General features: G+C 32.6%; 27 protein-coding genes. 9 read left to right on the forward strand and 18 right to left on the reverse strand.

Going from position 1 to position 26,207, the window contains the following annotated elements; genetic code table 11:
- Genes ACIJYE_RS01595 through ACIJYE_RS01605 form a run of 3 tightly spaced genes read left to right on the forward strand, consistent with a single transcriptional unit; the run spans position 1 to position 1,903 of the window.
- Positions 1-432 (forward strand): hypothetical protein, encoded by a 432-nt coding sequence (locus ACIJYE_RS01595; protein WP_435090750.1) that lies wholly within the window; start codon positions 1-3, stop codon positions 430-432.
- On the forward strand, positions 432-1,487 hold the full coding sequence (gene zapE, locus ACIJYE_RS01600) for a cell division protein ZapE (protein ID WP_435090751.1): 1,056 nt from the start codon (positions 432-434) through the stop codon (positions 1,485-1,487). Before ACIJYE_RS01595 ends, zapE begins: the two co-directional genes overlap by 1 nt.
- Positions 1,484-1,903: a secondary thiamine-phosphate synthase enzyme YjbQ gene (locus ACIJYE_RS01605; protein ID WP_435090753.1), complete on the forward strand. Its 420-nt coding sequence runs from the start codon at positions 1,484-1,486 to the stop codon at positions 1,901-1,903. The genes zapE and ACIJYE_RS01605 overlap by 4 nt, the downstream gene beginning before the upstream one ends.
- Before the next feature lie 12 nt (positions 1,904-1,915).
- Here ACIJYE_RS01605 and ACIJYE_RS01610 read toward each other — a convergent pair whose 3' ends face one another.
- The 17 genes from ACIJYE_RS01610 to ACIJYE_RS01690 all read right to left on the reverse strand — a co-directional run bounded on the left by ACIJYE_RS01610 (position 1,916) and on the right by ACIJYE_RS01690 (position 20,003).
- Positions 1,916-3,334, reverse strand: a complete 1,419-nt coding sequence (locus ACIJYE_RS01610; RefSeq protein WP_435090755.1) for a cryptochrome/photolyase family protein — start codon at positions 3,332-3,334, stop codon at positions 1,916-1,918.
- Between the two features lie 4 nt (positions 3,335-3,338).
- Positions 3,339-4,469 carry a diaminopropionate ammonia-lyase gene (locus ACIJYE_RS01615; protein WP_435090757.1) on the reverse strand — a complete coding sequence of 377 codons (1,131 nt, stop codon included), beginning with the start codon at positions 4,467-4,469 and terminating at the stop codon, positions 3,339-3,341.
- A 3-nt stretch (positions 4,470-4,472) separates the two neighbouring features.
- Positions 4,473-5,798 carry a type III glutamate--ammonia ligase gene (gene glnT / locus ACIJYE_RS01620; RefSeq protein WP_435090759.1) on the reverse strand — a complete coding sequence of 442 codons (1,326 nt, stop codon included), beginning with the start codon at positions 5,796-5,798 and terminating at the stop codon, positions 4,473-4,475.
- A gap of 34 nt (positions 5,799-5,832) precedes the next feature.
- Positions 5,833-7,140, reverse strand: coding sequence for an FMN-binding glutamate synthase family protein (locus ACIJYE_RS01625; protein WP_435090761.1), 1,308 nt, complete (start codon positions 7,138-7,140; stop codon positions 5,833-5,835).
- A gap of 2 nt (positions 7,141-7,142) precedes the next feature.
- Positions 7,143-7,823: a protein glxC gene (locus ACIJYE_RS01630; protein WP_435090763.1), complete on the reverse strand. Its 681-nt coding sequence runs from the start codon at positions 7,821-7,823 to the stop codon at positions 7,143-7,145.
- 3 nt (positions 7,824-7,826) lie between these two features.
- Complete coding sequence (locus ACIJYE_RS01635) at positions 7,827-8,705, reverse strand: class II glutamine amidotransferase (RefSeq protein WP_435090764.1); 879 nt, start codon at positions 8,703-8,705, stop codon at positions 7,827-7,829.
- Positions 8,706-8,717: 12 nt separating this feature from the next.
- Positions 8,718-8,870, reverse strand: a complete 153-nt coding sequence (locus ACIJYE_RS01640; protein WP_435088735.1) for a hypothetical protein — start codon at positions 8,868-8,870, stop codon at positions 8,718-8,720.
- Positions 8,871-8,932: 62 nt separating this feature from the next.
- Complete coding sequence (locus ACIJYE_RS01645) at positions 8,933-9,157, reverse strand: hypothetical protein (protein WP_435088736.1); 225 nt, start codon at positions 9,155-9,157, stop codon at positions 8,933-8,935.
- 11 nt (positions 9,158-9,168) lie between these two features.
- The gene (locus ACIJYE_RS01650; protein ID WP_435088737.1) at positions 9,169-10,569 is read right to left on the reverse strand and encodes an ammonium transporter; all 1,401 of its coding nucleotides are present in this window, start codon (positions 10,567-10,569) and stop codon (positions 9,169-9,171) included.
- A 126-nt stretch (positions 10,570-10,695) separates the two neighbouring features.
- Complete coding sequence (locus tag ACIJYE_RS01655; RefSeq protein ID WP_435086585.1) at positions 10,696-11,118, reverse strand: hypothetical protein; 423 nt, start codon at positions 11,116-11,118, stop codon at positions 10,696-10,698.
- An 8-nt stretch (positions 11,119-11,126) separates the two neighbouring features.
- Positions 11,127-12,530, reverse strand: coding sequence for an FMN-binding glutamate synthase family protein (locus tag ACIJYE_RS01660; RefSeq protein WP_435090765.1), 1,404 nt, complete (start codon positions 12,528-12,530; stop codon positions 11,127-11,129).
- Positions 12,530-13,384, reverse strand: coding sequence for a GXGXG motif-containing protein (locus ACIJYE_RS01665; RefSeq protein ID WP_435090767.1), 855 nt, complete (start codon positions 13,382-13,384; stop codon positions 12,530-12,532). Before ACIJYE_RS01665 ends, ACIJYE_RS01660 begins: the two co-directional genes overlap by 1 nt.
- Positions 13,372-14,316, reverse strand: a complete 945-nt coding sequence (locus ACIJYE_RS01670; RefSeq protein WP_435090768.1) for a glutamine amidotransferase — start codon at positions 14,314-14,316, stop codon at positions 13,372-13,374. Before ACIJYE_RS01670 ends, ACIJYE_RS01665 begins: the two co-directional genes overlap by 13 nt.
- Positions 14,317-14,347: 31 nt before the next feature.
- Complete coding sequence (locus ACIJYE_RS01675) at positions 14,348-15,817, reverse strand: glutamine synthetase family protein (RefSeq protein WP_435090770.1); 1,470 nt, start codon at positions 15,815-15,817, stop codon at positions 14,348-14,350.
- Positions 15,818-15,888: 71 nt separating this feature from the next.
- The gene (locus ACIJYE_RS01680) at positions 15,889-17,217 is read right to left on the reverse strand and encodes an NAD(P)/FAD-dependent oxidoreductase (RefSeq protein WP_435090771.1); all 1,329 of its coding nucleotides are present in this window, start codon (positions 17,215-17,217) and stop codon (positions 15,889-15,891) included.
- A gap of 103 nt (positions 17,218-17,320) precedes the next feature.
- The gene (locus ACIJYE_RS01685; protein WP_435090773.1) at positions 17,321-17,671 is read right to left on the reverse strand and encodes a hypothetical protein; all 351 of its coding nucleotides are present in this window, start codon (positions 17,669-17,671) and stop codon (positions 17,321-17,323) included.
- A gap of 4 nt (positions 17,672-17,675) precedes the next feature.
- On the reverse strand, positions 17,676-20,003 hold the full coding sequence (locus tag ACIJYE_RS01690) for a DUF1989 domain-containing protein (protein ID WP_435090774.1): 2,328 nt from the start codon (positions 20,001-20,003) through the stop codon (positions 17,676-17,678).
- A gap of 177 nt (positions 20,004-20,180) precedes the next feature.
- Here ACIJYE_RS01690 and ACIJYE_RS01695 point away from each other — a divergent pair, with 177 nt between their 5' ends.
- The 6 genes from ACIJYE_RS01695 to ACIJYE_RS01720 all read left to right on the forward strand — a co-directional run bounded on the left by ACIJYE_RS01695 (position 20,181) and on the right by ACIJYE_RS01720 (position 25,829).
- Complete coding sequence (locus tag ACIJYE_RS01695; RefSeq protein ID WP_435091249.1) at positions 20,181-21,086, forward strand: ABC transporter substrate-binding protein; 906 nt, start codon at positions 20,181-20,183, stop codon at positions 21,084-21,086.
- Positions 21,087-21,189: 103 nt separating this feature from the next.
- Positions 21,190-21,633: a hypothetical protein gene (locus ACIJYE_RS01700; RefSeq protein WP_435090775.1), complete on the forward strand. Its 444-nt coding sequence runs from the start codon at positions 21,190-21,192 to the stop codon at positions 21,631-21,633.
- 1 nt (position 21,634) lies between these two features.
- Complete coding sequence (locus tag ACIJYE_RS01705; RefSeq protein ID WP_435090776.1) at positions 21,635-22,009, forward strand: MORN repeat-containing protein; 375 nt, start codon at positions 21,635-21,637, stop codon at positions 22,007-22,009.
- A 2-nt stretch (positions 22,010-22,011) separates the two neighbouring features.
- Positions 22,012-22,566, forward strand: a complete 555-nt coding sequence (locus ACIJYE_RS01710) for a hypothetical protein (RefSeq protein WP_435090777.1) — start codon at positions 22,012-22,014, stop codon at positions 22,564-22,566.
- A gap of 74 nt (positions 22,567-22,640) precedes the next feature.
- Positions 22,641-23,672: a quaternary amine ABC transporter ATP-binding protein gene (locus ACIJYE_RS01715; protein WP_435090778.1), complete on the forward strand. Its 1,032-nt coding sequence runs from the start codon at positions 22,641-22,643 to the stop codon at positions 23,670-23,672.
- A gap of 3 nt (positions 23,673-23,675) precedes the next feature.
- Positions 23,676-25,829: an ABC transporter permease gene (locus ACIJYE_RS01720; RefSeq protein WP_435090779.1), complete on the forward strand. Its 2,154-nt coding sequence runs from the start codon at positions 23,676-23,678 to the stop codon at positions 25,827-25,829.
- On the opposite strand, the gene ACIJYE_RS01725 is transcribed toward ACIJYE_RS01720, so the two are convergent.
- On the reverse strand, positions 25,826-26,200 hold the full coding sequence (locus ACIJYE_RS01725; RefSeq protein WP_435090780.1) for a cupin domain-containing protein: 375 nt from the start codon (positions 26,198-26,200) through the stop codon (positions 25,826-25,828). The genes ACIJYE_RS01720 and ACIJYE_RS01725 overlap by 4 nt on opposite strands.
- Between the last annotated feature and the right edge of the window lie 7 nt (positions 26,201-26,207).

Below are 26,207 nucleotides of genomic sequence, written 5' to 3' on the forward strand. Positions count from 1 at the left end.
ATGATCTTAAAATTTTTAGATAAGATCGGTAGAAAGAAGGTTGTTTTGGATAGAGGACCTTCCCATCCAAGATTTGATAAGGCTAAACCTTGGTTAAACAGATACTATGTTTTGTTTAGATATAGGCCTAAATGGTTCCCTTTTAATGTCTTAATTCATGAAATGCTTGCAGATGATCATGGAGAAGGTGTTCATAATCACTTATGTCCATATATTACTATAATTTTAAGGGGTGGTTATTGGGAAACTACTAAAAAAGGTAAATCCTGGAGAAAGCCAGGATATATTGGTTTTCGTTCAGCAAATGCCCATCATAGAGTAGACTTAAAAGAAGGCACAAAACCGATGACAATTTTTATTCCTGGCCCTTTTGGTTTACGAAAAGGTCCTAGATCAGAATATGGTATCGATTTTAAAACAAAAAAAAACTAATGGTAAAAAAATTTCAAAACGAATTTATATCTTTGTGTAACAATCAAGAATTAGAAGTTAATTTAAATCAAATAGAAGTTGTTAAGAAATTAGAGCAATACTACCAAGAGAATTTTCAATCTTATTTTTCAAAATTGTTTTCAAAAAAATCGTCTAAAAAAGGTTTTTATTTATATGGTGATGTTGGTGTAGGTAAAACTATGATTTTAAATTTTTTTTTTGATCATCTAAAAGAAAAAAAGTTAAGATTACACTTTAATGAGTTTATGTTAAGCTTTCATGACTTTGTTCATGAAAAAAAAGAAAAAGAAGAAAATGTAATTAATCAATTTGTAAAAAATTTAAAATTAAAGTCTTTATTAATTTATTTTGATGAATTTCAGGTCACAAATATAGTGGATGCTATGATTTTAGGAAAATTGTTTGATCAAATTTTTAAAGAAGATATTAAAATTATTGTAACTTCTAATACTAAAATCTCTGAATTATATAAAGACGGTCTTCAAAGGGATCAATTTAAACCATTTATTCAGATTATGGAACAAAAGTCTATAGAATGTGAACTTAAGATTGAAGATGATTATAGAAAATCAAATAATAATCAAAAACAAAGATATTTTTATCCACTGAACCAAGAAACAAATTTTAAGATGAATAAATTTTTTAGAACTATAACAAAAGATAAAAAACAATCTTCAAAGATATTAAATGTAAAAGGAAGGGATTTTAAAATTGAGAATTTTTATGATGGTGTTATAAGATTTAATTTTAATGAGTTGTGTGATAAAAATTTAGGTGCAGAAGATTATTTAGAAATAATAAAAAATTGTAAATTTATTGTAATAGATAAAGTTCCTCAATTTAGTGATAATAATTCTAATCAACAACAACGTTTCATTACTTTATTAGATGTAATTTATGACAAAAATATTCCAATATCAGTTACAGCAAATCAAAACCTAGATGAATTTACCTCATCAAAATTATTAGAAAAACCATTTAAACGTACTATTAGCCGGTTGTATGAGCTAACATCAATTAACTTAAATCAATGAAACAAGAATTTTATAATCTTCAAATAGATACTAGTGGTCAAAAATTATATGAATTTACCAATCAAACAATTGAATGGATTAAAAAAAATAATTTTAAAAATGGGATGCTTAATTTAAGTATTCAGCACACCAGTGCATCTTTAATTGTACAAGAAAATGCTGACCCAGATGTTCAAACAGATTTAATAAATTATTTTGATAAATTAGCTCCTATGGATAACAAGCTATATGTCCATACCACCGAAGGAAAGGATGATATGCCTGCGCACATTAAGTCTGCATTAACCAATAGTCAAATTTCATTAAGTATTAGAGAAGGAGAATTATTACTAGGTACCTGGCAGGGCTTATATTTATTTGAACATAGGCTAAACCCTCAAAATAGAACAATAATTCATCATTTTATTGGCAATTAGTCTATTTACTGCTTATTTTTTTAAGGTCTTAAAAGCCTCTAGGGCAGAGGCTCTAGCTTTTTCATGAATAACTATTGGTTGTGGATAATCTTTTCCAATAATTGTTTTGATCGCTTGTTGGTATTTTAATTCCATTTCCCAAGGCTTATGAACCAATTTACTTGGTACTTTATCTAATTCTGGCACCCATTTTTTTACATAAAGTCCTTCTTTATCAAATTTTTCTCCCTGTAAAATAGGATTAAAAATTCTAAAATAAGGTGCAGCATCCGCACCACAACCGGCAACCCACTGCCATTGTGCAACATTATTTGCTTTATTAAAATCTAACAAACAATTTCTGAAATGTTTTTCTCCTTCAGTCCAATTAATTCTCAAATGTTTAACTAGAAAAGATCCAACTACCATACGAACTCTATTATGCATCCAGCCAGTTTCGTATAATTCTCTCATACCTGCATCAACTATTGGATAACCAGTCATTCCTGTTTTCCATGCTTTAAGATATTTATCATTTTTGACCCAAGGAAATTTATCAAAATCTTTTCTATAATTACCTTTCAAAAATTCTGGAAAATAATTAATTAAACTATGTGAAAATTCTCTCCATCCAAGTTCATTAATATATTTTCTGTAACCAATTCCTTTAGATTTGATTTCACTACATTTTTTCCAAATACTTGTTACATGAATTTGACCGTGTTTAATATAAGGTGAAAGCTTTGAAGTTCCCTCAACAGATGGAATATCTCTTGTAGTTCCATAGTCTTTAATTTTATTCTCTATTAAATCATTTAAGATTTTTTTAGAATTACTCTCAGAAATTTTCCAGTATTTATCAAATTTTTTATACCAATCTTTTTTAGGTAAAATATTTTTTGGTTCAATACAGTTCTTAAAAAAAGTTTTTTCTTTAGTTTTTTTTTTAACAATATAATTTTTAGTAGGAGCTAAACTTAAATATTTTTGCTCAGCAGTTCTCCAAAAGGGAGTAAATACTTTAAAGGGCGTTCCATCATTTTTGGTTACTTCCTGAAATTCATTTAAAATATTTCCTTTGAAATATTTAAAGTTGATTTCATTTTTTATAAAAACATCTCTAATTTTTTTTCCTTTAGCAATTACATCTGGTTCGTAAACTTTATTCCAATATATTGTAAGATTGTCTTTTTTTTTGATCTTAGAGAAAACATCCAATTCATCACCATTAACTATTTGAAGATTAATACTATATTTTGATAAGTCTGTTTTAAAAACTTCTAAAGATTTTGAAACCCACCATTTTTGTGCTTCAGTTTGATTATCAAAATTTTTATTATTATAGATAAATAAAGCAATTACGTTGTCATGATTTTGAGTTGCAAATGACAATGCGGGATTATTTTCTATTCTAAAATCATCTCTTATCCAAAAAATTCCTGTATCTGACATACAATTAATTTTGATTAACTAATTTTTGGTACATTTCTTGATCTGTGTCACCCTCACAACCAATAACTAAAACATTTGAATTTTGATCTAATTTTAAATTTTGTTTTAAATTTTGATCCTCACAACTAGCAATTAAACTAATCACTCCTGGTGCAGAATTTTCTCCAGCTATAATAGGTTCATCGCTAAAACCTGAGTTTCCAAGTAATTTCATAGTTTTTGCAATATCATCATCGGGTAAACTGATGCAATGTTTAACTGAATTTTTTAGAATTTCCCATGGGACTAATGATACTTCTCCACACGACATACCACCCATAAGACTTTCTCTTTTAATATCAATTTTTTCTATTTTTCCTGTTTTAATACTCTCTAAAACACAAGCTGCACTATCAGGTTCAACAACCAATGTAACAGGAACGTTATCTAAGTATCTTGCAATACCTGCAACCATTGCGCCAGCCATTCCACCAACACCTGCCTGTAAAATTATATGAGAAATTTTTTCATTATTGATTTGATCAATAATTTCTTTCATCATAACTGTGTAACCAGCCATCGTGTATGTTGGAACTTGCATATAATCTTTCCAAGCAACATCTTGTACTATTTGCCAATTATTTTCTGTGGATTGCTTAATGCATTCTATTAGTGATTTTTCGTAATTGCCTTTTACTTTAATTACATCTGCACCAAGGTTTGCCATAGCTTGACCTCTAGCATCACTAACAAACTCACTAATAAAGATTTTACACTTAAGTCCTAATCTTCTAGCACCCCATGCAACAGATCTTCCATGATTTCCAGCAGTTGCAGTTGCAACAGTGATATTTTTATTTCCTTGGGTTACTTTTTCAACAGCATAGGCACCTCCCAGTGCTTTGAATGATTTTAAATCAAATCTTTTACTTTCATCTTTGTAATAAATTTTATTTAAATTTAATTCTTTAGATAACTTATTAAGAGATATTAAAGGAGTAGGGGCATATCCTTCCCATTTTGAAATACTAGAATAAGCATCATCAATTTCTTTTTCAGATAGTGAATTGAAAATTTGTTTTTTATCAAATAAATAATCTTTATTATCTAAAAATTCAGAATACTTCCACTGATGACCATTAGATAAAGTTGCCATAATCTAACAGTCTAAAGTATTATCTTTTTCCCACTTAGTGACTGGTTTTTTCTTATTAAATGAAAACTTGCTCTTAAAGTCTTTTATCTCAGAATTTTTAAGCTTTATGTAGCTTTCAATTACATCTTTTCCAAAGGCATCAGCAAGAGATTTACTTTTTTGAAGCATAGAAATTGCTTGATTAACATCATTAGGTAATTTTTTTAGTTTTGGATATTTTTTATAATCCTTGTACATGTTGCAATGCAATGGTTTTCCAGGATTTAATTTTTTATCAATTCCTTCAAGACCAGCAGCAATTATTCCTGCTTGAAGTAAATATGGGTTGGCAGCACCATCCATTAATCTTAATTCAAATCTTCCTTGATCTGGAATTCTAATCATGTGCGTTCTGTTATTTCCTGTATAAGAAATACTACTTGGCGACCAAGTTGCACCTGACTTTGTTGGTGGAGCATTAATTCTTCTGTAACTATTAATTGTTGGATTAAAAAAAGCAGATAATGCTTGAGTGTTATTCATCACGCCACCTAAGAAATTATATGCCAATTTACTTAAACCAAGTGTGTCTTTTTTATCTAAAAATTTATTATCTTTACCATTCCATACTGAAACGTGAGCATGACAACCATTTCCAGTTAGATTATGAAAGGGTTTTGGCATGAAGGTTGCTCTTAAACCATGTTTTTCAGCTAAACTTTTAACCATATATTTAAAGAATACATGTCTATCAGCTGTAATTAATGAATCTGTATAATCCCAATTCATCTCAAATTGACCATTAGCATCTTCATGATCATTTTGATAGGGCTTCCAACCCATTGTAATCATGCAGTCACATATCTCTTTAATTAAATCATATCTTCTCATTAAAGCTGATTGATCATAACAAGGCTTAGATTGAATATCTCTTTGATCAGCAATTGATGATCCATCTTCTGAAATTAAAAAATATTCACATTCAACACCAGACTTCATCTGTAATTTTTTTTGAGACATCTTTTTAATTTGTTCTTTAAGCATCACTCTTGGTGAAGCCTTTACAGGTTTTCCGTCCATGTATAAATCTGATGCCAGCCAACCAATTTCTTTATTCCATGGTAATTGAATTAAACTATCAGGATCAGGCACCCCAAACATATCACTGTCAGCAGGTGTCATGTCTAACCATGTAGCAAACCCAGCAAAGCCAGCTCCATTTTTTTGCATCTCACCTATGGCTTGAGCTGGAACTAATTTAGATCTTAAAACTCCAAAAAGATCAACGAAACTTATTAGAAAATATTTTATTTTTTTTTGTTTGGCAATTTGTGAAAGATTTTTTGACATGATTAATCCTACTTGTTTAAAAAGTTTTATTCAATTATTTTTTTCCAGGTATCCAATCTGTGCCAGCTAGAGGAACTCTTGCCATAGCAGCAGCCTCAACTGTTAAGGCAGCTAGATCTTCAGGTTCTAAGTTTCTAACATCTGATTTACCATTAGCTCTAGCTAACGTTTGCAACTCTAGAGTTAAAGTTGTTAAATAATTTTTAATTCTTTTACCAGCTTCAATTGGATTTAATCTTTTTTCTAGTTTAGGATCTTGTGTTGCAACACCTACTGGACATCTTCCTGTATGACAGTGATGACAATAACCAGGTTCGGTTCCAAGTTTTTTATAATCTTTAACATATAAGTCGGCATTACAGTTTAAAGCCATCATTGCAGCAGAGCCGATTGATACAGCATCTGCACCCATTGCCAATGCTTTTGCAACATCTGCACCAGTTCTAATACCACCTGAAACAACAAGCTGAACTTTTCTATGCATATTTAATTCTTTTAAAGCATCAACAGCTTCTCTTAATGCACCTAAGGTTGGAATTCCAACGTGCTCAATAAAAACATCTTGAGTAGCAGCTGTTCCACCTTGCATTCCATCAAGTACAACCACATCTGCGCCAGCTTTTACAGCTAATGTGGTATCGTAAAAAGGTCTTGCAGCTCCAACTTTTATATAAATTGGTTTTTCCCAATTTGTAATTTCTCTAAGTTCTTGAATCTTAATTTCTAAATCATCTGGGCCAGTCCAGTCAGGGTGTCTACAAGCACTTCTTTGATCAATTCCTTCTGGCAAGGTTCTCATTCCTGCAACTCTTTTATTAATTTTTTGACCGAGCAACATTCCACCACCACCAGGTTTTGCACCTTGTCCAACTACAACTTCAATAGCGTCTGCTTTTCTTAAATCATCAGGATTCATGCCATATCTAGAAGGTAGTAATTGATAAACTAAATATTTTGAAGAACCTCTCTCTTCTTGTGTCATACCACCATCACCAGTAGTTGTTGAGGTTCCCATTGCAGATGCTCCTCTTCCTAAAGCTTCTTTTGCATTAGCACCGAGTGCTCCAAAACTCATCCCAGCAATTGTAATTGGAATATCTAGTTTGATCGGTTTTTTTGCAAATCGATCTCCTAAAATAACTGAAGTGTTACATGTTTCTCTGTAACCTTCTAATGGGTACCTGGACATCGATGCGCCTAAAAAAACAAGATCATCAAAATCAGGAACTTTTCTTTTAGCACCCAATCCTCTTATTTGATAAATCCCTTCGTTTGCTGCTCTTTGAATTTCTTTTATTGTAGAGCTTGGAAATGTTTTAAATTCTTTAAGATCTTTTTTCATATTTAGTATGCACCCACATTATCAATTTTAAAATTATATAAATTTCTAGCAGAACCATATCTTTTAAATTTTTTAGGATCTTCTGAAATATTGAGTTTTTTAAATAGTTTTGTTAATTCATCTATATTCTTTTTATCCATTTTCTTTTCCACACAATCTGCACCTAAGCTTTTAACTTTACCTTTTACAAATATCTTAGCTTCATAAATTGAGTCTCCAAGATCTGCATCTGCATCACCCATTACAACTAAATTACCTTTTTGCGCCATAAAAGCTGACATATGGCCAACAGAACCTTTAACTACTATATCAATTCCTTTCATTGATATTCCACATCTAGAGCTTGCATCTCCTTCTATAATTAATGCACCCCCATGACCTGTGGCACCAGCTGATTGAGAGGCGTTACCTTTAACAACAATTTTACCTGACATCATATTTTCAGCGACACCAGTTCCAACGTTTCCATGAACTGTAACAGTTGCTTTTTGATTCATACCTGCACAGTAATATCCAGTATGACCTTTGACTGTTACATCAATATCATCTTTCAAACCTGCACATATAGCGTGTTGTCCTTGAGGGTTTAAAATTTCGAATTTTCTAGTATTTCTTTTTCTATCAACGTTTTGTAGATGTTGATTTACTTCTCTTAAAATTTTTTTGTTTAAATCAAAGTTCATAAATTACCAGTGATATACCACACCAGGTTTTGGTTCAAAAATTTTTGCTGAATTTACATTTGGAAGATGCGCCATAGCTTGAAACTCAGATGCAACCGCAACATAATCTTTAGTCTCAGCAACAACAGCTGGCTTGCAAGCAATTTCATCTCTCAATAATGCAAAGCCATCTTTTGTACCTGCAATAAAAGTATAAAACCCATCTAAATCTTTTAAACTATTTTTTAATGTTTTTTCTAAGTCCTTACCTTTTGATATTTGATTTGAAATATATCCAGCTGCAACTTCAGTATCATTTTCAGAATTAAAATTTTGACCATCTTTAATAAGTGATCTTCTTACATTGTTATGATTTGATAAGGAGCCATTATGAACTAAACATTCATCTTCCGATGTAGAGTAAGGATGGGAACCTTGTGTAGTTATTGCACTTTCGGTTGCCATTCTTGTGTGACCAATTCCATGTGTTCCTGAAAAAGAGGATAATTTAAATTTTTTTACAACATCTTTTGGATTTCCAGTTTGTTTGAAAATATTAATACTTTTTCCATAACCAACTAAAGATACTTCTGGAATTTCTTTTTTTAATAAATTTAATATTTTAGAGGGTTTTTCGTTAGTTTCTAAAACAACGTGATCTGCATAACTAGTTAACTTAATTTTTTTTATAAATTTTGATATTTTCTTTTTAAAATCATTTTCTTTTATTTCATCAAGACAAATAGAGTATTTAAAAGTATTTTTATTTTCTTTAGTATAAATCGCAAAACCAGCACTATCAGGTCCTCTTGTTGCCATACCATCTAGCATTCCAGATAAAAATTTACCTAAATGTTTTTCATATTTTTTTGTTTTTAAATAAATTCCAACAATTCCACACATAATATATTTGGTTTAGCTTAATAGAGATTTTAAGAAGTCTTTATAGTAGATAAGATTGACCACAACAATGATGATAATAGCCGCTATCACTCCATATTTAGCTTTAGGAAATAAAACACCTCTCATTTTAGTAGGTCTAAGATCTTCGTTATTATTATCGCTCATTTATAGAGATTATAAAAAAAAAGGGCGCCACAATCAAGTAGCGCCCAAATTTTTATTTTATATTACCAATCGGTAATATTGCTTTTATGATCATTAGCACCATGTCTTTTTCTAGCCAATTTTGAAAGTTCCTCACTCTCAGAATTGTTAGTAATAACATGCCAACCAATCCAGATAACTATACCTAAAATAACCAGTAAAGTTTCACTAGATCCAGCTCCCGGATAAACTGCACCGACAACCTCCTTAGCACTTAAATGATCTATCCAGTTTGTAACTGTAGCCATATTTTTCTCCTTTACCTAGTTGCAGATGAAACTGCTCGTTCATCTTTTTTAGCAGATTCCATCATATCATAGTCTAGTCCAGCTATTTCAACATCACGCGGTATTCTTAATTTACCAAATGCGCTTAGTATCTTAGCTATGACATAGCCTGGTATTAGTCCAAGAACTACGAACATTATTATTGCTCCTAGAAATTGACCTAATGGATTGATTGATGCATAAGTTGATCCGTCCCACATAGCGCCAACACTGTAACCAGATGATGGGTAACCATTTAAAACAAATCCACATATGATAAGACCAACAACACCAGCATAACCATGTACTGCTACTGCACCAACTGCATCATCAATTTTGAACTTACGTTCAACCCAGTAATGTAGTTTGTATGCAACAACAACACCGATCATACCGATAATCATTGCTTGAATTGGATGATACAAATCATTTCCAGCTGAAGCACAGATGATACCTGCTAGTCCACTTGAGTAAGTCCAGAAAGGATCACCTTTGGCGATCACATATCCAGCTAATAATCCTCCTGATAATGACATCAAGAAGTTATAAGTTATACCACTAAGTGTAGTAGGGGTTACATATATGTTTGTAGCTGTCCAGTATGTTACACCTTCCATTCCATACTCAGGTCCAAGATCAAATATCGGTATATTACATGCCGCATAAAATCCCCAGAAACCAGTATAGATTAAAAACAACCCAACTGTAACTAGCCAAGGATTTCTTGGTCCTATATTTCTTGGCTCACCACTTGATGAGAATTTTCCAATTCTAGGTCCTAAAACCATTAGAACACCTAAAGCAAATCCACCCGCAATTGCGTGAATTACTCCTGATGCATAAGCATCATGATATCCTAAAATTTTAAGCATCCAACCATCAAAGTGCCATCCCCAAGCAGCATCGATCACCCAGAAACACGAACCTATTGCAATTGCTAAAATTCCAAAAGCAAAAGTTGTAATTCTTTCAATGATTGCTCCTGAAACAATAGAAGCAGCTGTCCATGAAAATAGTAAGAACGCAGCCCAGAATACTCCAGATATGTGGTCACCTAAGTTAACCGCCATAAATTCAGTATTTGGTGCATACCATTTAGCACTAAAAGTACTTTCATCGGTTATCAATGCAGCACTTTCATTCATTATTGAAGGTGCAATTCCAGGTCCTGTTGGAAATGCCCAGTAAATCCACCAACCAAAGAAAAACCAAGTTACTGTTACCAAAGGTATCAGCATTGTATTTTTCATAAGAGTATGTTGGTGATGTTTGTATCGAGAAGCTCCAACTTCATACATACAGAAACCGACGTGAATTAAAAACATCAGTACCACTGTTACCCAGTAGTAAAATTCTGTAAATATGGTTGTAAGAGCACCTAACTGATCAGTCATAATCTCTCTCCCATATTAGTTTATTGAACCCTATAAAATTTTGTAAGGTGTGACAAACAAAACAATGCTTAAAAACCTAGCGTGAACACTAGGTTTTTAATTAATTATCAACTTAAGATTGTTTTATTAGAATTTTAAGTAAGCTTTTTTCAAATCAACAAGAGGATGTTTTGGAGACATTTGAAACTTAACTAAAAGCTCTCTTGCAATCATGTCTCTATCTTGTTGGTTGTTAGGAAGTTTAATAGATTTTGGAATAGTAACCCAGCCATTTGCATTTCTGCAAAACACAGCTGGTTTTCCTTCTTCATAACCCATATGAACATCTTCTAACCAGTTAAGATCATCCCAACCCATAGCTTCTACATATTTTTTAAGAAATGGAGTAATTCTTTTGTAATCAGGAAGTAAGTTTACATCATATCTATAACCAATATGTTGGCCAATTAGTTTTTCTCTTGCTGTTTCTTTAAAAGTACCAAGCTTTAGTTTTTTCTCTTTTTTAACTTTGCTTTTTACTTTTGTTTTTTTTGTTTTTTTCTTAGCCATAGTTACCTCTATATTTTATGATAGTTATCAACACCAACTGTGTAGTTTGTTCCAGCTAATGGAACTTTTGCTAAAGCAGATGCTTCCGTAGTTAATGCAGCTAAATCTTCAGGCTCTAAAGAGTGAATATTAGTTTTACCACATGCTCTTGCTAAAAGTTGAGCTTCTAACGTCATTGCATGAAGATAGTTGTAAACTCTAAGTGCAGCATCATCAGGATTTAATCTTGCTCTTAGCTTAGGGTCTTGTGTTGCAACACCAACTGGACAACGACCAGTATGACAGTGATAACATTCACCAGCTTTTACACCCATTTCTTTTTCAAAGTTAGCTTCTGGAATATCTTTATTACAATTTAAGGCGATCATTGATCCAGTACCTATTGCAATTGCATCAGCACCTAACGCTAAAGCTTTTGCCATATCAGCACCATCTCTTACACCACCCGCATAAATTAAAGTAACTTTACCAGTTTTACCCACATCGTCGATTGCTCTTCTTGCTTCTCTGATAGCAGCTATTCCTGGAATACCAGTATTTGCAGCTGCGATATGAGGTCCTGCACCAGTTGAACCTTCCATTCCATCTAAATAGATAGAGTCGGGGTCACATTTTGCAGCCATACGAACATCATCATAAACTTTTGATGCACCAAGTTTTAACTGAATTGGCACTTTGTTTTTTGTTAATTGTCTTAATTCTTCAACTTTTAAAGCTAGATCGTCAGGACCCAACCAGTCAGGGTGTCTAGCAGGTGATCTTTGGTCAATACCTGAAGGTAATGATCTCATCTCAGCTACTTGGTCAGTTACTTTTTGACCCATTAAGTGTCCACCCATTCCAACTTTTTGACCTTGACCAATGAAAACTTCAATTCCATCTGCAAGTTGAGCGTGATGTGGATTAAAACCGTATCTTGATTGAATACATTGGTAGTACCATTTTTCAGAATATCTTCTTTCATCAGGTATCATTCCACCTTCTCCTGAACAAGTTGCACTACCAGCCATAGTAGCTCCTCTTGCTAAAGCAGTTTTTGCTTCATAAGAAAGTGCTCCAAAACTCATACCAGTAATGTAAACAGGTATATCAAGTTCAATTGGGTTTTCACATCTTGGTCCAATTACAGTCTTAGTTTCACATTTTTCTCTGTAACCTTCGATTACAAATCTTGTAAGTGTTCCAGGTAGAAAAACTAGATCATCAAATGTTGGAATTTTTTTCATTAATGCCATTCCACGCATTCGGTATCTACCTAACTGAGATTTGATATGAATATCGTCTATTACCTCAGGAGTAAAAATAGCATTATGACCTAATAAACTTTTATTTCTTTTTCCATCTTCATGTGCATGAACGTCCGCTTTTCCACCAACGCCCTTACCATTTTTTTTTGTTTTTTTCTTAGGCATTAAATTGCTCCTTTCTTCTCTGTAGGTTCTAAATTATCGTAATTCCAAAGTTTTTTACCAGCTACAATTTTTTTCATTTTGCTTACATCAAAATTTTCACCGATTTCTGCAACTTTTAATTTTCGTTTTAACCAGTCTTGGTCACTTTTTGAAAGATCAGCATCAACTGCATCACTTCCATATGAGCCAATACTCCCACCAACAAAAATAGTACCATCATACATAGAGTCACCTAAATTTATTCCAACATCCCCAAGAATAATTATTCTACCTCTTTGCATCATGAAACCTGTAAATGCACCAGCGTCACCACCAACAATAATAGTTCCACCTTTCATATCAATACCAGTTCTAGCACCAACACTACCTTTGCAAATTAAGTCTCCACCTCTGATAGCTGCTCCAAAACATGATCCTGCATTTTTTTCGATTACAACTTTACCAGCCATTAAGTTTTCAGCACAAGACCAACCAACTCTACCATTAATTCTAACAGTAGGGCCATCACATGAACCCATACCAAAATAACCTAAACTTCCTTCAAAAATTAAGTTTAATTTATTCAAAATTCCAACACCTAAACTATGTTTTCCTTGTGGGTTTTTAATAACAATAGTTCCATAACCTTGACTCATTAAATTATCGATTTCCTTATTAGCTTCCGGAGCCGACATATCTTTTACATCAAGATCTGTTCTTTTATTGAAATCAACATCATAAGTACCAAAGTAATAAAAGTTTTCAGCTTCATCAGGGTTAAAAAACTTTTGTTGAGTTCTTCCTGTTAAAACTTCGCTGTGCATACCCATTGACTGGGCTTTTGATTTTTTCTCGCTTGTTTTTAGATTTGCCATACTTTTACCTCTCCATCAAATGGATCATATGTATCAATTTCTTGTGGTAAAACTGATCTGATCGCTATTTCTTCTGAACCCATTGCAACTAAATCATCTGACTCGTAAAGAACTAATGGTTTTGCTGCCATAGTATCTTTTGCCATTCCTAACGAGTCACTTGTTGCAACAAAATAAGTAAATACTCCATCAAGTCCTGTTAAAGAGTCTCTCATACCTTCTTCAAGACTTGCTCCTTCTCTCATTTTTTGAGCAATATAAACTGCGATTAATTCTGAGTCACACTCAGACATAAATCTCATACCTTTATTTTCTAATTGTCTTCTATTGTTCCAATAATTTGTAAGCTGTCCGTTATGAACCACTGATACATCGCTAAAAGGATAACCCCAAAAAGGGTGGGCTGATTTAATATCAACACCAGATTCTGTTGCCATTCTAGCATGACCAATTGCATGAGTTCCAACAAGTTTATCTAATGAATATCTATCACAAACTGCTTTAGCATTTCCAAGATCTTTAATTACTTCCAATGATTTTCCCATTGAAAGAATTTCAACACCTGGGATACTTTCGATTTTTTGAGAAAAATCTAATAGATCTTTTTTATCATAAGAAATTTCATATCTTAGTGAATAGGGTAGAGTTCTTTCCTCTTTAAGAACTTTAGCCCCTAACTCTGCTAAATATTGATCTACTATCTTTTTTCTTTCATCGTAAACTGAAACATCTTCCATAATTGATGAACTTCCTTCACCAACATTTTCTCCAACTTTGAAACGCATGATAAAATTTTTACCATCTGTATCACCGTATAAAGCGTAACCTGTTGAGTCTTCACCTCTATGTTTTAATGCTTGAAGCATACCTTGTAATTCGCTTCCAACATTTGAAGATTTACCTCTATGTATTAATCCAGCTATCCCACACATATATTTTACCCCTTTTATTTATTTTTAAGACCTACGGTAGACAATCAAGATAAGTGTCCAGATCCCATTGAGTTGTTGCACCTAAAAATCTCTCCCATTCATCATTTTTATACCAATGAAATACTTTATACATTTCATCTGGCATAGCTGATTTAATAACTTCATCCTCAGCTAAACAGTCAAGTGCTTGACCAAGACTTAAAGGTAATTTTTTAACTTCTTTACCAGCTGCTTGAGCTTCGTACATACTACGAGACTCTGGTTTTCCAGGATCAATGTTGTTTGATATTCCATCTTCAAAACATTTTAATAATCCAGAGCCCATCAAATAAGGATTGTGCATAGAGTCAACTGAACGATATTCAAATCTTCCTGGTGCTGATACTCTTAATCCACAAGTTCTATTTTGATATCCCCAGTCTGCATAAACTGGTGCCCAAAACCCTGTATCCCATAATCTTCTATAAGAGTTTACAGTTGATGATCCAATAGCAGTCAAAGCACCTAAGTGCTTCATGACACCACCAATAGCTTTTAATCCAACTTTACCTGGTAACTGGACATCTTTAGTATCTGGCATAAAAGTATTTGTTCCACCTTCTACATATGTGAATACATGGTCCATAGCTGGTAAAGACTTGTGAGATAATTTATTAACCACATCTTTTCCACCTGTCCATAAAGACATATTCGTATGACAACCACTTGCAGAAACTCCCATAAAAGGTTTTGTCATAAAGCAAGCAATCAGATTAAATTCTCGTGCAACTTGAGCACAAATTTGTCTGTAAGTTGAAAGTCTGTCTGCATTTCTTAAAACATCATCATACATCCAGTTCAATTCTAATTGTCCTGGTGCATCTTCATGATCACCTTGAATCATGTCAAAGCCCATTGCTCTAGCATATTCAAAAACCTTCATAAACACAGGTCTTAAAGATTCAAATTGATCTATATGATAACAGTATGGTTTAGAAAAACCTTTGCCAGTTGGGGTACCATCTTCATTTTTTGTAAGCCACATCATCTCTGGCTCAGTTCCAACTCTTAACTGATATCCATGTTTTTTCTTAAATTCTTGAGCATGAATTCTTAAGTTACCACGACAATCTGATGTTAAATGAGCGCCAGGGTTCTCTCTTTCTTCTCTGTTTCTAAAACAAGTTACAAATACTCTTGCTACTTTTTTATCCCAAGGAAGTTGACAAAATGTTTCTGGATCAGGAATACCTACAAGTTCTTTTGCTTCAGGTCCATAACCAATATAATTTCCATGACGATCAACAAACAAGTTTGCTGTTGCACCATAAACTAATTGAAAACCTTTTTCACAAGTTCTTTCCCAGTGATCTGTGGGAATTCCTTTTCCAACAACTCTACCTGTAACAGAAATAAATTGAAAAAAAATATATTCAATACCCAGTTCATCAATCTTAGCTCTAACTTGTTTAACTAACTTTGCTCTACCTGGTTGGTTAACGTGTTTATCTAGATCAGTCATTTTTTCATCCCCCAATGAATTTTATTTATTCAAAGTTAGCTGAAAAACTTATTAGTGTCTAGGCTTGAAGTTTAACTCCAAGGGAACGGACTGTTCGATGTAGGATGAAGTTCACCTTTCTCGTAACGGTTGAATCTAAACGGTTTCAATAAATCACTCTCAGTACCAAGAATTTCTTTTGCAACAAGTTCTCCAACACCAATCATTTTATAACCATGGTTAGCGTCAGCAATCATATAAACATTTTCTAAAAATCTATCAAAGATTGGAAATGAGTCTGGTGTCATGCATCCAAGACCACCTGATGGTCCTTTTCTATAAAGATCTGATTTACCTTCAAATCTTTTTTGGCAATGAGCTAAAGCTGAACACCACATGTCATTAAACGCTTCTGTAGTTTGAAATTCAGGAGAGTCTAAACCGTATGGATCTACGTTTATTTTATCAAAATGTTTGTCAACTATGTATGGAGATGTTCCACCTTGAACACCTAAACCTTCAATATCAGGTTTATAATAAATTCCCCAAATTTTTTCTGTAATTAATTTTTTTGTTTTATCTGAGTACAATGGCGCAGTAGAATCAACGTGGATTACTGGTGGTTGTTTTCCATTATTCATCTTTAAAAAATCTGGCTCAACACCAATTACACCCTCTTGCAGCATCCAATATGTCCACATATCGGTTTCGTGTAATTTACCATCTTTGCCTTTAATGTTAGCCTTTTTAGGAAGCTCTAACATGTTCCAAAAATCTCTAGCCCATGGACCTGCTCCAACAACTACTTGTTCACACTCAATGGTACCTTTATCAGTTTCAACTCCTGTAACTGCTTTACTATTGCTGCCTCTTTTAAATCCTGTAACTGTTACACCCTTCATAACTTGTACTCCATTTGAAGTAGACTTATCTTCAAGTGCTTTAATTGAGTCTTTATTAAATGCATACCCACCTTTTTTTTCATGAAGCACTGATGTGATGCCTTGAGCTTGCCAATCATCAAACATACTTTTCATGTAATTCATGCAATCTTTTTCACCTTCAATAAATTCAGATTCGTAACCAATTGCTTTTTGTTGTTCATAGATAGTTGCAACATCTTCATGCATTACTTCTGGTGAAATTTGCAAATAACCAACTGGGTTATATTTAAATGCTTTAGGATCGCTCTCCCAAACAGAAACAGAGTGAGCCATTAATTCTCTCATAGCTGGTTGAAAGTAATTGTTCCTAACAACACCACAAGCAATACCACTTGCACCAGCAGCAATATCATTTTTTTCTAAAACTATGATGTCACCAGGATTTTTATAAGTCTCTGAAAGTTTCCAGGCTGTACTTAAACCGTGAATACCACCGCCTATAATTACTACTTTTGCTTTTGATGGTAATGTTGACATAACAAAACATTATTTTTTGAAACAAGTAATTAATATAATTTTTTATAGAACTAAAAATTATATATAAAATTTATATATTTTGAAAAATTTCAAAAAAAACCAGCTAATAACTGATGTTTTTTAAGGTAGTTAAATAATCATTAAACTCATTAATAAAGGACTCGCTAGGCATAATATTTTTTATTCTCTGATCAGTTGAAGTTTTTTCTAATCTAAAGAATCCTTTTTCACAAGCCTCGGTAATTATAAGAGCTGATTTTGGTCGAGAAGTTTTAAATAATTTTGTTTTAAGTTCCTCAACAGATAATTTTTTATTTTCTTTGTATGCCGACATTACCAATAGCATCATATGATAGTGAGAAGGTGATTTTCTAAAAAAATAATTGCTAGATGTATGGGATTGTTTCATTTGATCTTCCCAAAAGTTTAAAAGTGTTTTTTTAGTGGAAGTCATTTATCTAAGCTCTTACTCTTGATTTTGTTGGATCGTAGAATGGGAAAGCAATAACTTTGGCACCAATTCTTTTTTGATGACCGTCTAGTTTACCGATTTCAACTTCTGTTCCAATTTCAGAATATTTTACATCAATTCTACAAAGAGCAATATTTTTACCAAGTTTTGGCGAAAGCATGCCGCTAGTTATTACACCAACTTGAGCGCGCCCTACATGAACACAGTCACCATGAATAGCTGGTTCGTGACCAACCAATTCTAAACCTACCAATTTTTTTTGTGGGTTTGCTTTTCTTTTAATTAATTCATCTTTACCAATGAAATCATCTTCTTTAGTTTTAAGTGGAACAGTAAAACCAATTCCAGCTTCAAAAGGATCTGTTTGGTCATCAAATTCATATCCATAAAAAATAAGTCCAGCTTCTATACGAACCATGTCTAAAGCCTCCAAGCCAAGTGGAGTAATATTAAATTCTTTTCCTGCTTCCCAAACTTTATCCCAAACTTCCGCAGCATCTTTTGGATGACACCAAATTTCGTATCCAAGTTCACCAGTGTAACCCGTTCTTGAAATAACAATTGGAGTTCCTGTTTCATGATCTACTCGTGCAATATTAAATCTAAACCATTCTAGCTCGGTTATTGATGGTTGAATTGGTGCTGTCCAAATAAATTTTTCTAAAATTTTTCTACTATTAGGTCCTTGAACAGCAATGTTATGAATATGATCTGTGGCAGACTTAATCCAAACTTTATAATTTTTCTTTTTTGCTTGTTCTTTTAACCATTCTCCACTGTACTCATCTCCACCAATCCATCTGAAATTATCTTGTCCAAATTTAAATAAAGTACCATCATCCAACATGCATCCATTTTCATAACACATGGCAGTATAAACAACTTGTCCGATTGATAATTTTTTAACATTTCTTGTAAGAGTATATTGCATTAGGTTTTCAGCATCTGGTCCTAAAATTTCAAATTTTCTTAATGGTGAAAGATCTGTTGCTATCGCACTTTCTCTACAAGCGTTATATTCTTTTATCGTTCCAGAATTTGTAAAATTATTAGCAAGCCAAAAACCTTTATATTCAACAAAGTTTCTTGTTAATTCTGATGTCTTTTTATGAAATCCAGTTTCTTGGGTTAGTTTTGGTTCAGCGTCTGTTTTCATTCTAAATGCAATTGCTTTTGAGTATTTTTCATTCTTTGCATAAGTTCTAACAAATATATCTGTAGGGTTCCAGCCATTTGCGGCATCAACATCACAAGGACATGCAGATGATACACATGTTAAATCTTTTAAAGCTCTGAACAAAACATAATCACCAGGTCTTGACCAAGGTTCGTCAAATGTTGCAACATTATTTACATCTATGGCTGTATTGAAAAAAAGATTTATTGCTGACCAACTTTTTCTAGCTTTGACATCATATTTTTCCAATTCTTTATTAAAATTATCGGTACAATTGATGTGACCCATATAACCCAAATCTTCGTAATATTTTGAAGTACAGGCTAGGTTAAAAGTATCGTGTCTTCCAACAGTGTCTCTAACTACCTCAACCATTGCCTCATGATCACCATCATAGAATTTTGAAAATAGACCTGGCCCAGGGTACGCGCTACCCATAAAAGTTCTAGTTGCCTTATCATCAATAATACTTTCAATTCCATCATTTAATTTATGAGTATCAAAAGCTAAAAAATCAGAACATTGTCTTCCACCCGTATCAATAATTTGAATATATTCCCCAGCTTTAACTTCGTAAGTTTCTGCAGTCCTTCTTTTAACAAGTTGCTCAACTATTGGATCACTTAAAGGATCTGGTAGAATAAATTGTTCATCGGTTTCTGAGAACTGCGCTTTATTCAAAAAAATTGTTAAATCAGTTGGTGGATTTTGTTCATGAACATTAAGAGGATTGCCTGGGGCTGCTATCAAGACAAAACATTTATCTTTAGAGGATAAAGTTATTTTTTCACCCATCACACAGTCTTCACTAAAAATAATAGACGATTTAGCTTTATTTAAATCAAAACTTTTTTTCTTAAATATTTTTGAAATTTTTTCATCGTTAGCTATTGTTCTTTTTGAAAAATCTGCATTTGAATTTTCTTTTAAATTTAATATTGATAAATCTGATTTTCCATTAGAATTAAAAACAATTATTTCACAAATTTGTTTTCCCTCGTCATTAATAATTTCGATTTTATCATCTGTAGAAATTTCAATTACAGATAAACCACCACCCTTAACAAAGTATCTTTCAACTCCTGGTGGTAAAACTCTTAGACCAGGATTTTTAATATTGTTGCTAGTACCTAACATATACAATGCTTATTTAATATTTTTCATTAAGCATAATATAATCATAGGGGATTGACTATAAATTTAATAAGTGAGAACATAGTTTATTAAACTTAATATTGAGGGAGATAAAATATGAAGAATAAATTACCGTTAATAATCGGTGCGGTGGTAGTTATAGTTGCCGCAATTTTTTTCATGCAAGGTGGAGACAAAACTGCCAAAAAAGGTGGTGACAGTGCTCAGCCTATAATTATTGCTACTCATAACTGGTCAAGCCAAATTGTAATGGCTCACGTTATTGGTGGAATATTTGAGAGCATGGGAAATAATGTAAGTTATGTAAACACAGACTCACAAGCTGTATACGAATCAATTCGTATTGGCGATGTAACTCTAGCACACGAAGTTTGGGAATCTGCTTTTGGTAAATCATTTACTACAGCAATGGACAAGGGTGGAATACTTGATTGGGGTGATCACGAAGCAAGAACTCTTGAGGATATGGGATATCCTAACTGGGTTGCTGATAAAGGATTATGTCCGGGTCTTCCAGATTGGACTGCATTAAAAAATCCGGACTGTGCTGCAAACTTTGCAACACCTGACTCAGGTGGAAAAGGTAGAATGTTAGAGGGTCCTCAAACTTGGCACGGAGATTTAATACCTCAGAGGGTTGATGCTCTAGGGCTAGGAGATCTTTGGACAGTTAAATTTGCTGGAAGTGCAGATGCACTTTGGGCAGAACTTAAGGCTGCTGAAAAAGAAGGTAGAGGAACTATAATATTCAACTGGACTCCAAACTTTACGGATGGAAAAGGTTTCACATTTATTGATTTTCCTCCATATTCTGCTGGTTGTAGACCAGAAGATGGTGGTGATGGAAAATGTGGATCTCCAGATGGTTATTTGAAAAAAGCTGTGAATGAGGACTTTCCTAATACTCATCCAGGTGCAGCTGCGGTTTTCAAAAAAATGTCATTTTCAACAAGTCATATCGGAGCAATGGCTGCTTTAGTTGATGAAGACAAGATGACTCATGAAGACGCTGCAAAAAAATGGTTAGCAGACAATAAAAGTGTTTGGGAACCATTTACTAAATAAAGTTAAAATATAATAATGAAATCTCCCCCAACAATCTTGGGGGGGATTTTTTTTAAATAAATAAATCTAGTGAAGTTTCAAATTATAAATTTTTATTAAAAAAATGACAAAATGCTTTCTTTATGTATTGTTAGGTTTGTTTGTTTTTAATTTATCTTTAGCAAAAAATATCGACATACAAGAAGATATAGATATTGGTTTTGTTTGCGAATTAGAAAAAAAAATTTTAAAGAATTCAGAATATAATTATAAAACTTTTCTAGCAAAAGATTTAAATGAAAAAAATTTAGACCAATTTACAATTAATGCAAAACAACCTGAAAAACTTTTAATTAAGGGATTATCAGTATTTCTCTCAAAAAATACAAAGTTTGATGTAAAAGTTGTTAATAAAGATATAGTTTTGTTTAAAGCTTTTGATAAAGATAAGAACTATTCAGAGTCTGGTATTATTAATAGAAAATCTGGTGAATTAGTTCATGAGATTACAAAAGATTTGAAAAGCGATAATTTTGAAAAGGATATTTCTTTTTATACATGTAGCTAAAATGAAAAAATATATTTTTTACATAACTTTAAGTTTTTTAATCGCAACTTCAGTGTCAGCTAGAAAAACAGGCTGTGAAGGAGACTGTGAAAATGGTTTTGGTAAATGGACCTATACAGATAAAACGACCTATGAAGGGAATTGGGCTGGAACACAAAAACATGGGCAAGGAATTGAAACTTGGCCCAACGGGTACATCTACAAAGGAGAATTTAAAAATAGTGAGTGGAGCGGTCAAGGAATTTTAACTTTTCCTGATGGCTCTGTTTACGAAGGTGAATGGGCGAATGGCTTTATGAATGGAGAAGGAAAGTTTATTTGGTCTGATGGAAAAATAAAAATAGGAATTTGGAAAAACGGAAAATTACAAGAATAATCATGATTGATGGATATATGAATAGATTAAAACAATTGTTACCTGAGCCTATCCAGAAATTTGGTGGCCTTGTTTCTTTAACATTTGTTGTAATTTTATCTTTTGCTATTTTAAATATGTTTTTTGGTCAGGGAGATGAGCTTGTAGAAAAAATGAAAAAGGAAGAAGCAAGAATAGCAGAAGCTAACAAGTTAAGTAAAATAATCTCCACATTGCCATCTGGAATTTTAACTTTTTATGAGGGAAGCGATCATTATAAATTATCCAAAGAACAATACGAAACAGTATGTAAAATAACAAAAATTATTCCACAACGTGCCGTTATGGGTGCTAATTTAATTAATTATAAAGCTAAACAAATATACACTACTAATGGCAATCAAATTGCCGAAACGTTTGTAAGTTGGGACAAAGAAAATAATAAATGTATTGCTGGCTTTGTTTTAAATGGAAGTATTAATGGTGGAGAAAAAGAAACAATTACTGTTAGTGGGGAAGTTTTAAATTTTTTAAGCACAGGAATTGATACTAGGGTTTATTTTATTAAAAATTTTTAAAGGAGGAATACAATAATTCGAAATAATATAAAAAGTGTATTTTGTTTTTATTTCGTATAACTTATTAAAATATTATGACTAATGCTGTAATTAAGTGTGACTCAGTTTACAAAATTTTTGGAGCAAACGCTCAAAAAATGCTTCAAGATGCTAATGGAAACGTGGATGCAAAAACATTTCAAGAAAATGGATGCATAGTAGGAGTAAATAATGCTTCTTTTGAAGTTTCAAAAGGAGAAATGTTGGTTGTAATGGGTTTATCAGGCTCAGGAAAATCTACTTTGTTAAGATGTATTTCAAGATTAACAGATGCAACTGGTGGAAAGATTTTTATAGAAGGTCAAGACTTGCTTACATTAAATAATAAAGAACTAATTGATCTTAGAAGAAATAAGATGGGAATGGTATTTCAAAGCTTTGCACTACTTCCACATAAAACAGTTTTGGAAAATATTGCGTTTCCACTTCAGATCAAAGGAGTTGAAGATCAAGAAAGCATTAACAAGGCTATGGATATGGTTAAACTTGTTGGTCTTGACGGAAGGGAAAATTATTTTCCAAGAGAACTCTCTGGAGGACAACAACAAAGGGTAGGGATTGCTCGGTCGTTAGCCGTAGAACCTGATATTTGGTTTTTAGATGAACCTTTTTCTGCTCTAGACCCATTAATTAGAAAAGAAATGCAAGATGAGTTTTTAAGACTTCAAGAAAAATTACAGAAAACAATTATGTTTATTACACATGATTTTGATGAAGCGTTAAAGCTTGCTGATCGAATTGCAATTATGAAAGACGGAATAATCGAACAGCTTGATACACCAGCTAATATTGTTTTAAATCCAGCTACAGAGTATGTTAGGAAATTTACCGAAGAAGTTCCTAGAGAAAAAGTATTAAAAATAGAGGATATTATGGATAAACCTCATAATGAAAATTTAAGTGATTTAAAAGTTTCGAAAGATGAAATAATTGAAAATGTTGCTGAAAAGATTTTAAATCAAGAAAAATCTGTTGGTGTTATTGATAAAAATAATCAAATTGTTGGAACTGTACAACCTTCAAAAATAATTAATACTGTTTTTGGCGGAAAAAAAAATAATGATTAAAATATGGAACTGTTAAAAAAATATCCAAAGTTATTTCAATGGCTATTTTTATTGATTGTATTTTTTTCTTTATGTTTTGCAATTGATGTTCCTGAAACCTACAAGTTTATAAGAGGTCAAGCAGAATTTATTAAAGATCCAAATCAAAGTACTTATACACTTTTTGGTGCTGAAGTAAGATATTACGCCTTTGATGTTTTCTGGAGATTACCACCTTTACTAGGATGGTTACCTATTTGGATAAATGATACTTTATTCTTTTTAATGAACGAGTGGATGCCAATGGAGTTTTGGAATGAAAATACTCAATCATACAAAACTAGACCTTTAGTTCTTCAATTAACTCGAAATATAACAGCGTTTATGACTTTTCTTATTGAGCTAATTAGAGAAGTTATATTAGGAGGCGTTCAAACAGTTGTTGCATTTACTAGTTGGGATTGGATAGGAGCAAACCCATGGGCAAAATTACCAGGATTACCTTGGACAATTGTTGCAGCTGGCGCAGTGATACTTGGATATAACTTGAGCGGAAAAGGCTTAGCTATATTTGCTGGCATAGTTATGATTTATATTTCCGTATTTGGTCAATGGAAACCATCGATGCAAACTCTTTCTTTTATATTAGTTGCAGCACCACTTTCTTTTATTTTTGGTTTGGGTTTAGGTATTGCAGCATTCAAAAGTAAACGAGTTGAAAAAGCCTTATATCCAATACTTTTAGTTATGCAAACTATGCCTCAATACGCTGTGTTAGTTCCTGCAATTGTTTTATTTGGTGTTGGTGATCATGCGGCAGTTATTATAACGATGGTTGTGGCAGTTCCACCAATGATATTATTAACTTTACTAGGTCTAAGAGGAATACCTCCTGAAGTTATTGAAGCTGGAAGAATGAGTGGATGCACTAATTCTCAACTCATGTTTAAAGTATTAATTCCAACTGCAAGAAGAGATATTTTAATCGGAGTAAACCAAGTGATTATGGTATGTTTCTCTATGGCTGTGATTTCAGCCTTCATAGGTGCAAAAGGTTTAGGTTTTAATTTGTTACTTGCACTAAACCAATTAAATATTGGATTAGCACTCGAGGCAGGTTTGTGCATCAGTTTGATTGCAATATTATTGGATAAATTATCTTTAGCTTGGGCAAACAAACAAATTGATTATTTTGGAAATCTAACTTTTTTTGAGCAACATAAAAACAGTATATTTTTTGGTGGTGCGGTATTAATTGGAATTATACTTGCTTTTGTAGGTTCTTTTTTCTTTAAGGAAGGTTTTAATTATCTCTATGAAATTCCACATAACAAAGGAATATCAACAGCAGATTTTTGGAATAGAGGTGTTGATTGGGTTTGGGATACTTTTTTTCAAACTTTAAAAATATTTAACACATGGTTAATTACAGAAGTTCTTCAACCAATGAGAGCTTTATATTTAAGGATGCCAGCTGTTGCTACTTTGGTATTAGTCATTGGTGCGGGTTATATAATTGGTGGAATACGTTCTGCTTTTGTAGTGGGTGGATTAACATTGTTTATAGCACTTAGCCCGTGGTGGGACAGAGCTTTAGTAACTACTTACATGGCAACATTTGGAGTAATTATTTCTTGTGTTGTTGGTTTTACCGTTGGAACTTTATGTTTTCAGAATAAATATACTACGAATTTTATGCTAGGGGTTTGTGATATTTTTCAAACTTTCCCTTCATTTGTATATTTAATTCCAGTAATGATGCTTTTTGGTGTTACTGATACATCGGTATTAATCGCAGTAATTGTCTATGCAACGATACCTGCTACAAGATATACTATTGAGGGATTAAGAAGCGTTCCAGCTTCATTGCATGATGCAGGCTCAATGTCAGGTGTAACGAAATTACAAAGATTGATGAAAATAGAATTTCCATTAGCTTTTCCGCACATGATGCTTGGTTTAAATCAGACAATTGTGTTTGCTTTATTTATGGTAATTATAGGGGCATTTATTGGAACAGAAGATTTAGGTCAATATATTTTAAAAGCTCTATCTGATAAAAAAGGTGCTGGTATAGGTTTAACTCTCGGTGTTTGTGTTGCTTTTATAGGCTTGGTATTTGATCATTTAATTAGAACGTGGGTAGATCAACGAAAAAAACACTTAGGTATAAGTTAGGATAAATATTCAACTTCAGAAAAACGATCTGTTGGAAAAATCCAATAAAATTCTAAAGTTTCTTTTCCATTATTTTTTAAGGCATGTTTTGCATTACCAGCTATATAAACTACATCACCTTTCTTAATTTCTTCAAGCTCCCCAGATTTATTTAACATACCAGTACCATTTGTGACCACATATATTTCTGCAGGCGAATGATAATGGAGTGTTAAATCTCCTCCTGGGGCAATTTCAGCAAAACCAAGAGAAAGCCCAGAACTTTTTGTATAATCAGCATCAATTAAGAATTTCCATCTCACGCCTGGATATTTTTCTGTTGTTTGCCATTTTTGATCAGAAATAGATTTAAGGTTTTTAACAAACAACATATTTTTT

The organism is Candidatus Pelagibacter bacterium nBUS_30 (assembly GCF_051201245.1).
In the GTDB taxonomy this organism is placed as follows: domain Bacteria; phylum Pseudomonadota; class Alphaproteobacteria; order Pelagibacterales; family Pelagibacteraceae; genus Pelagibacter.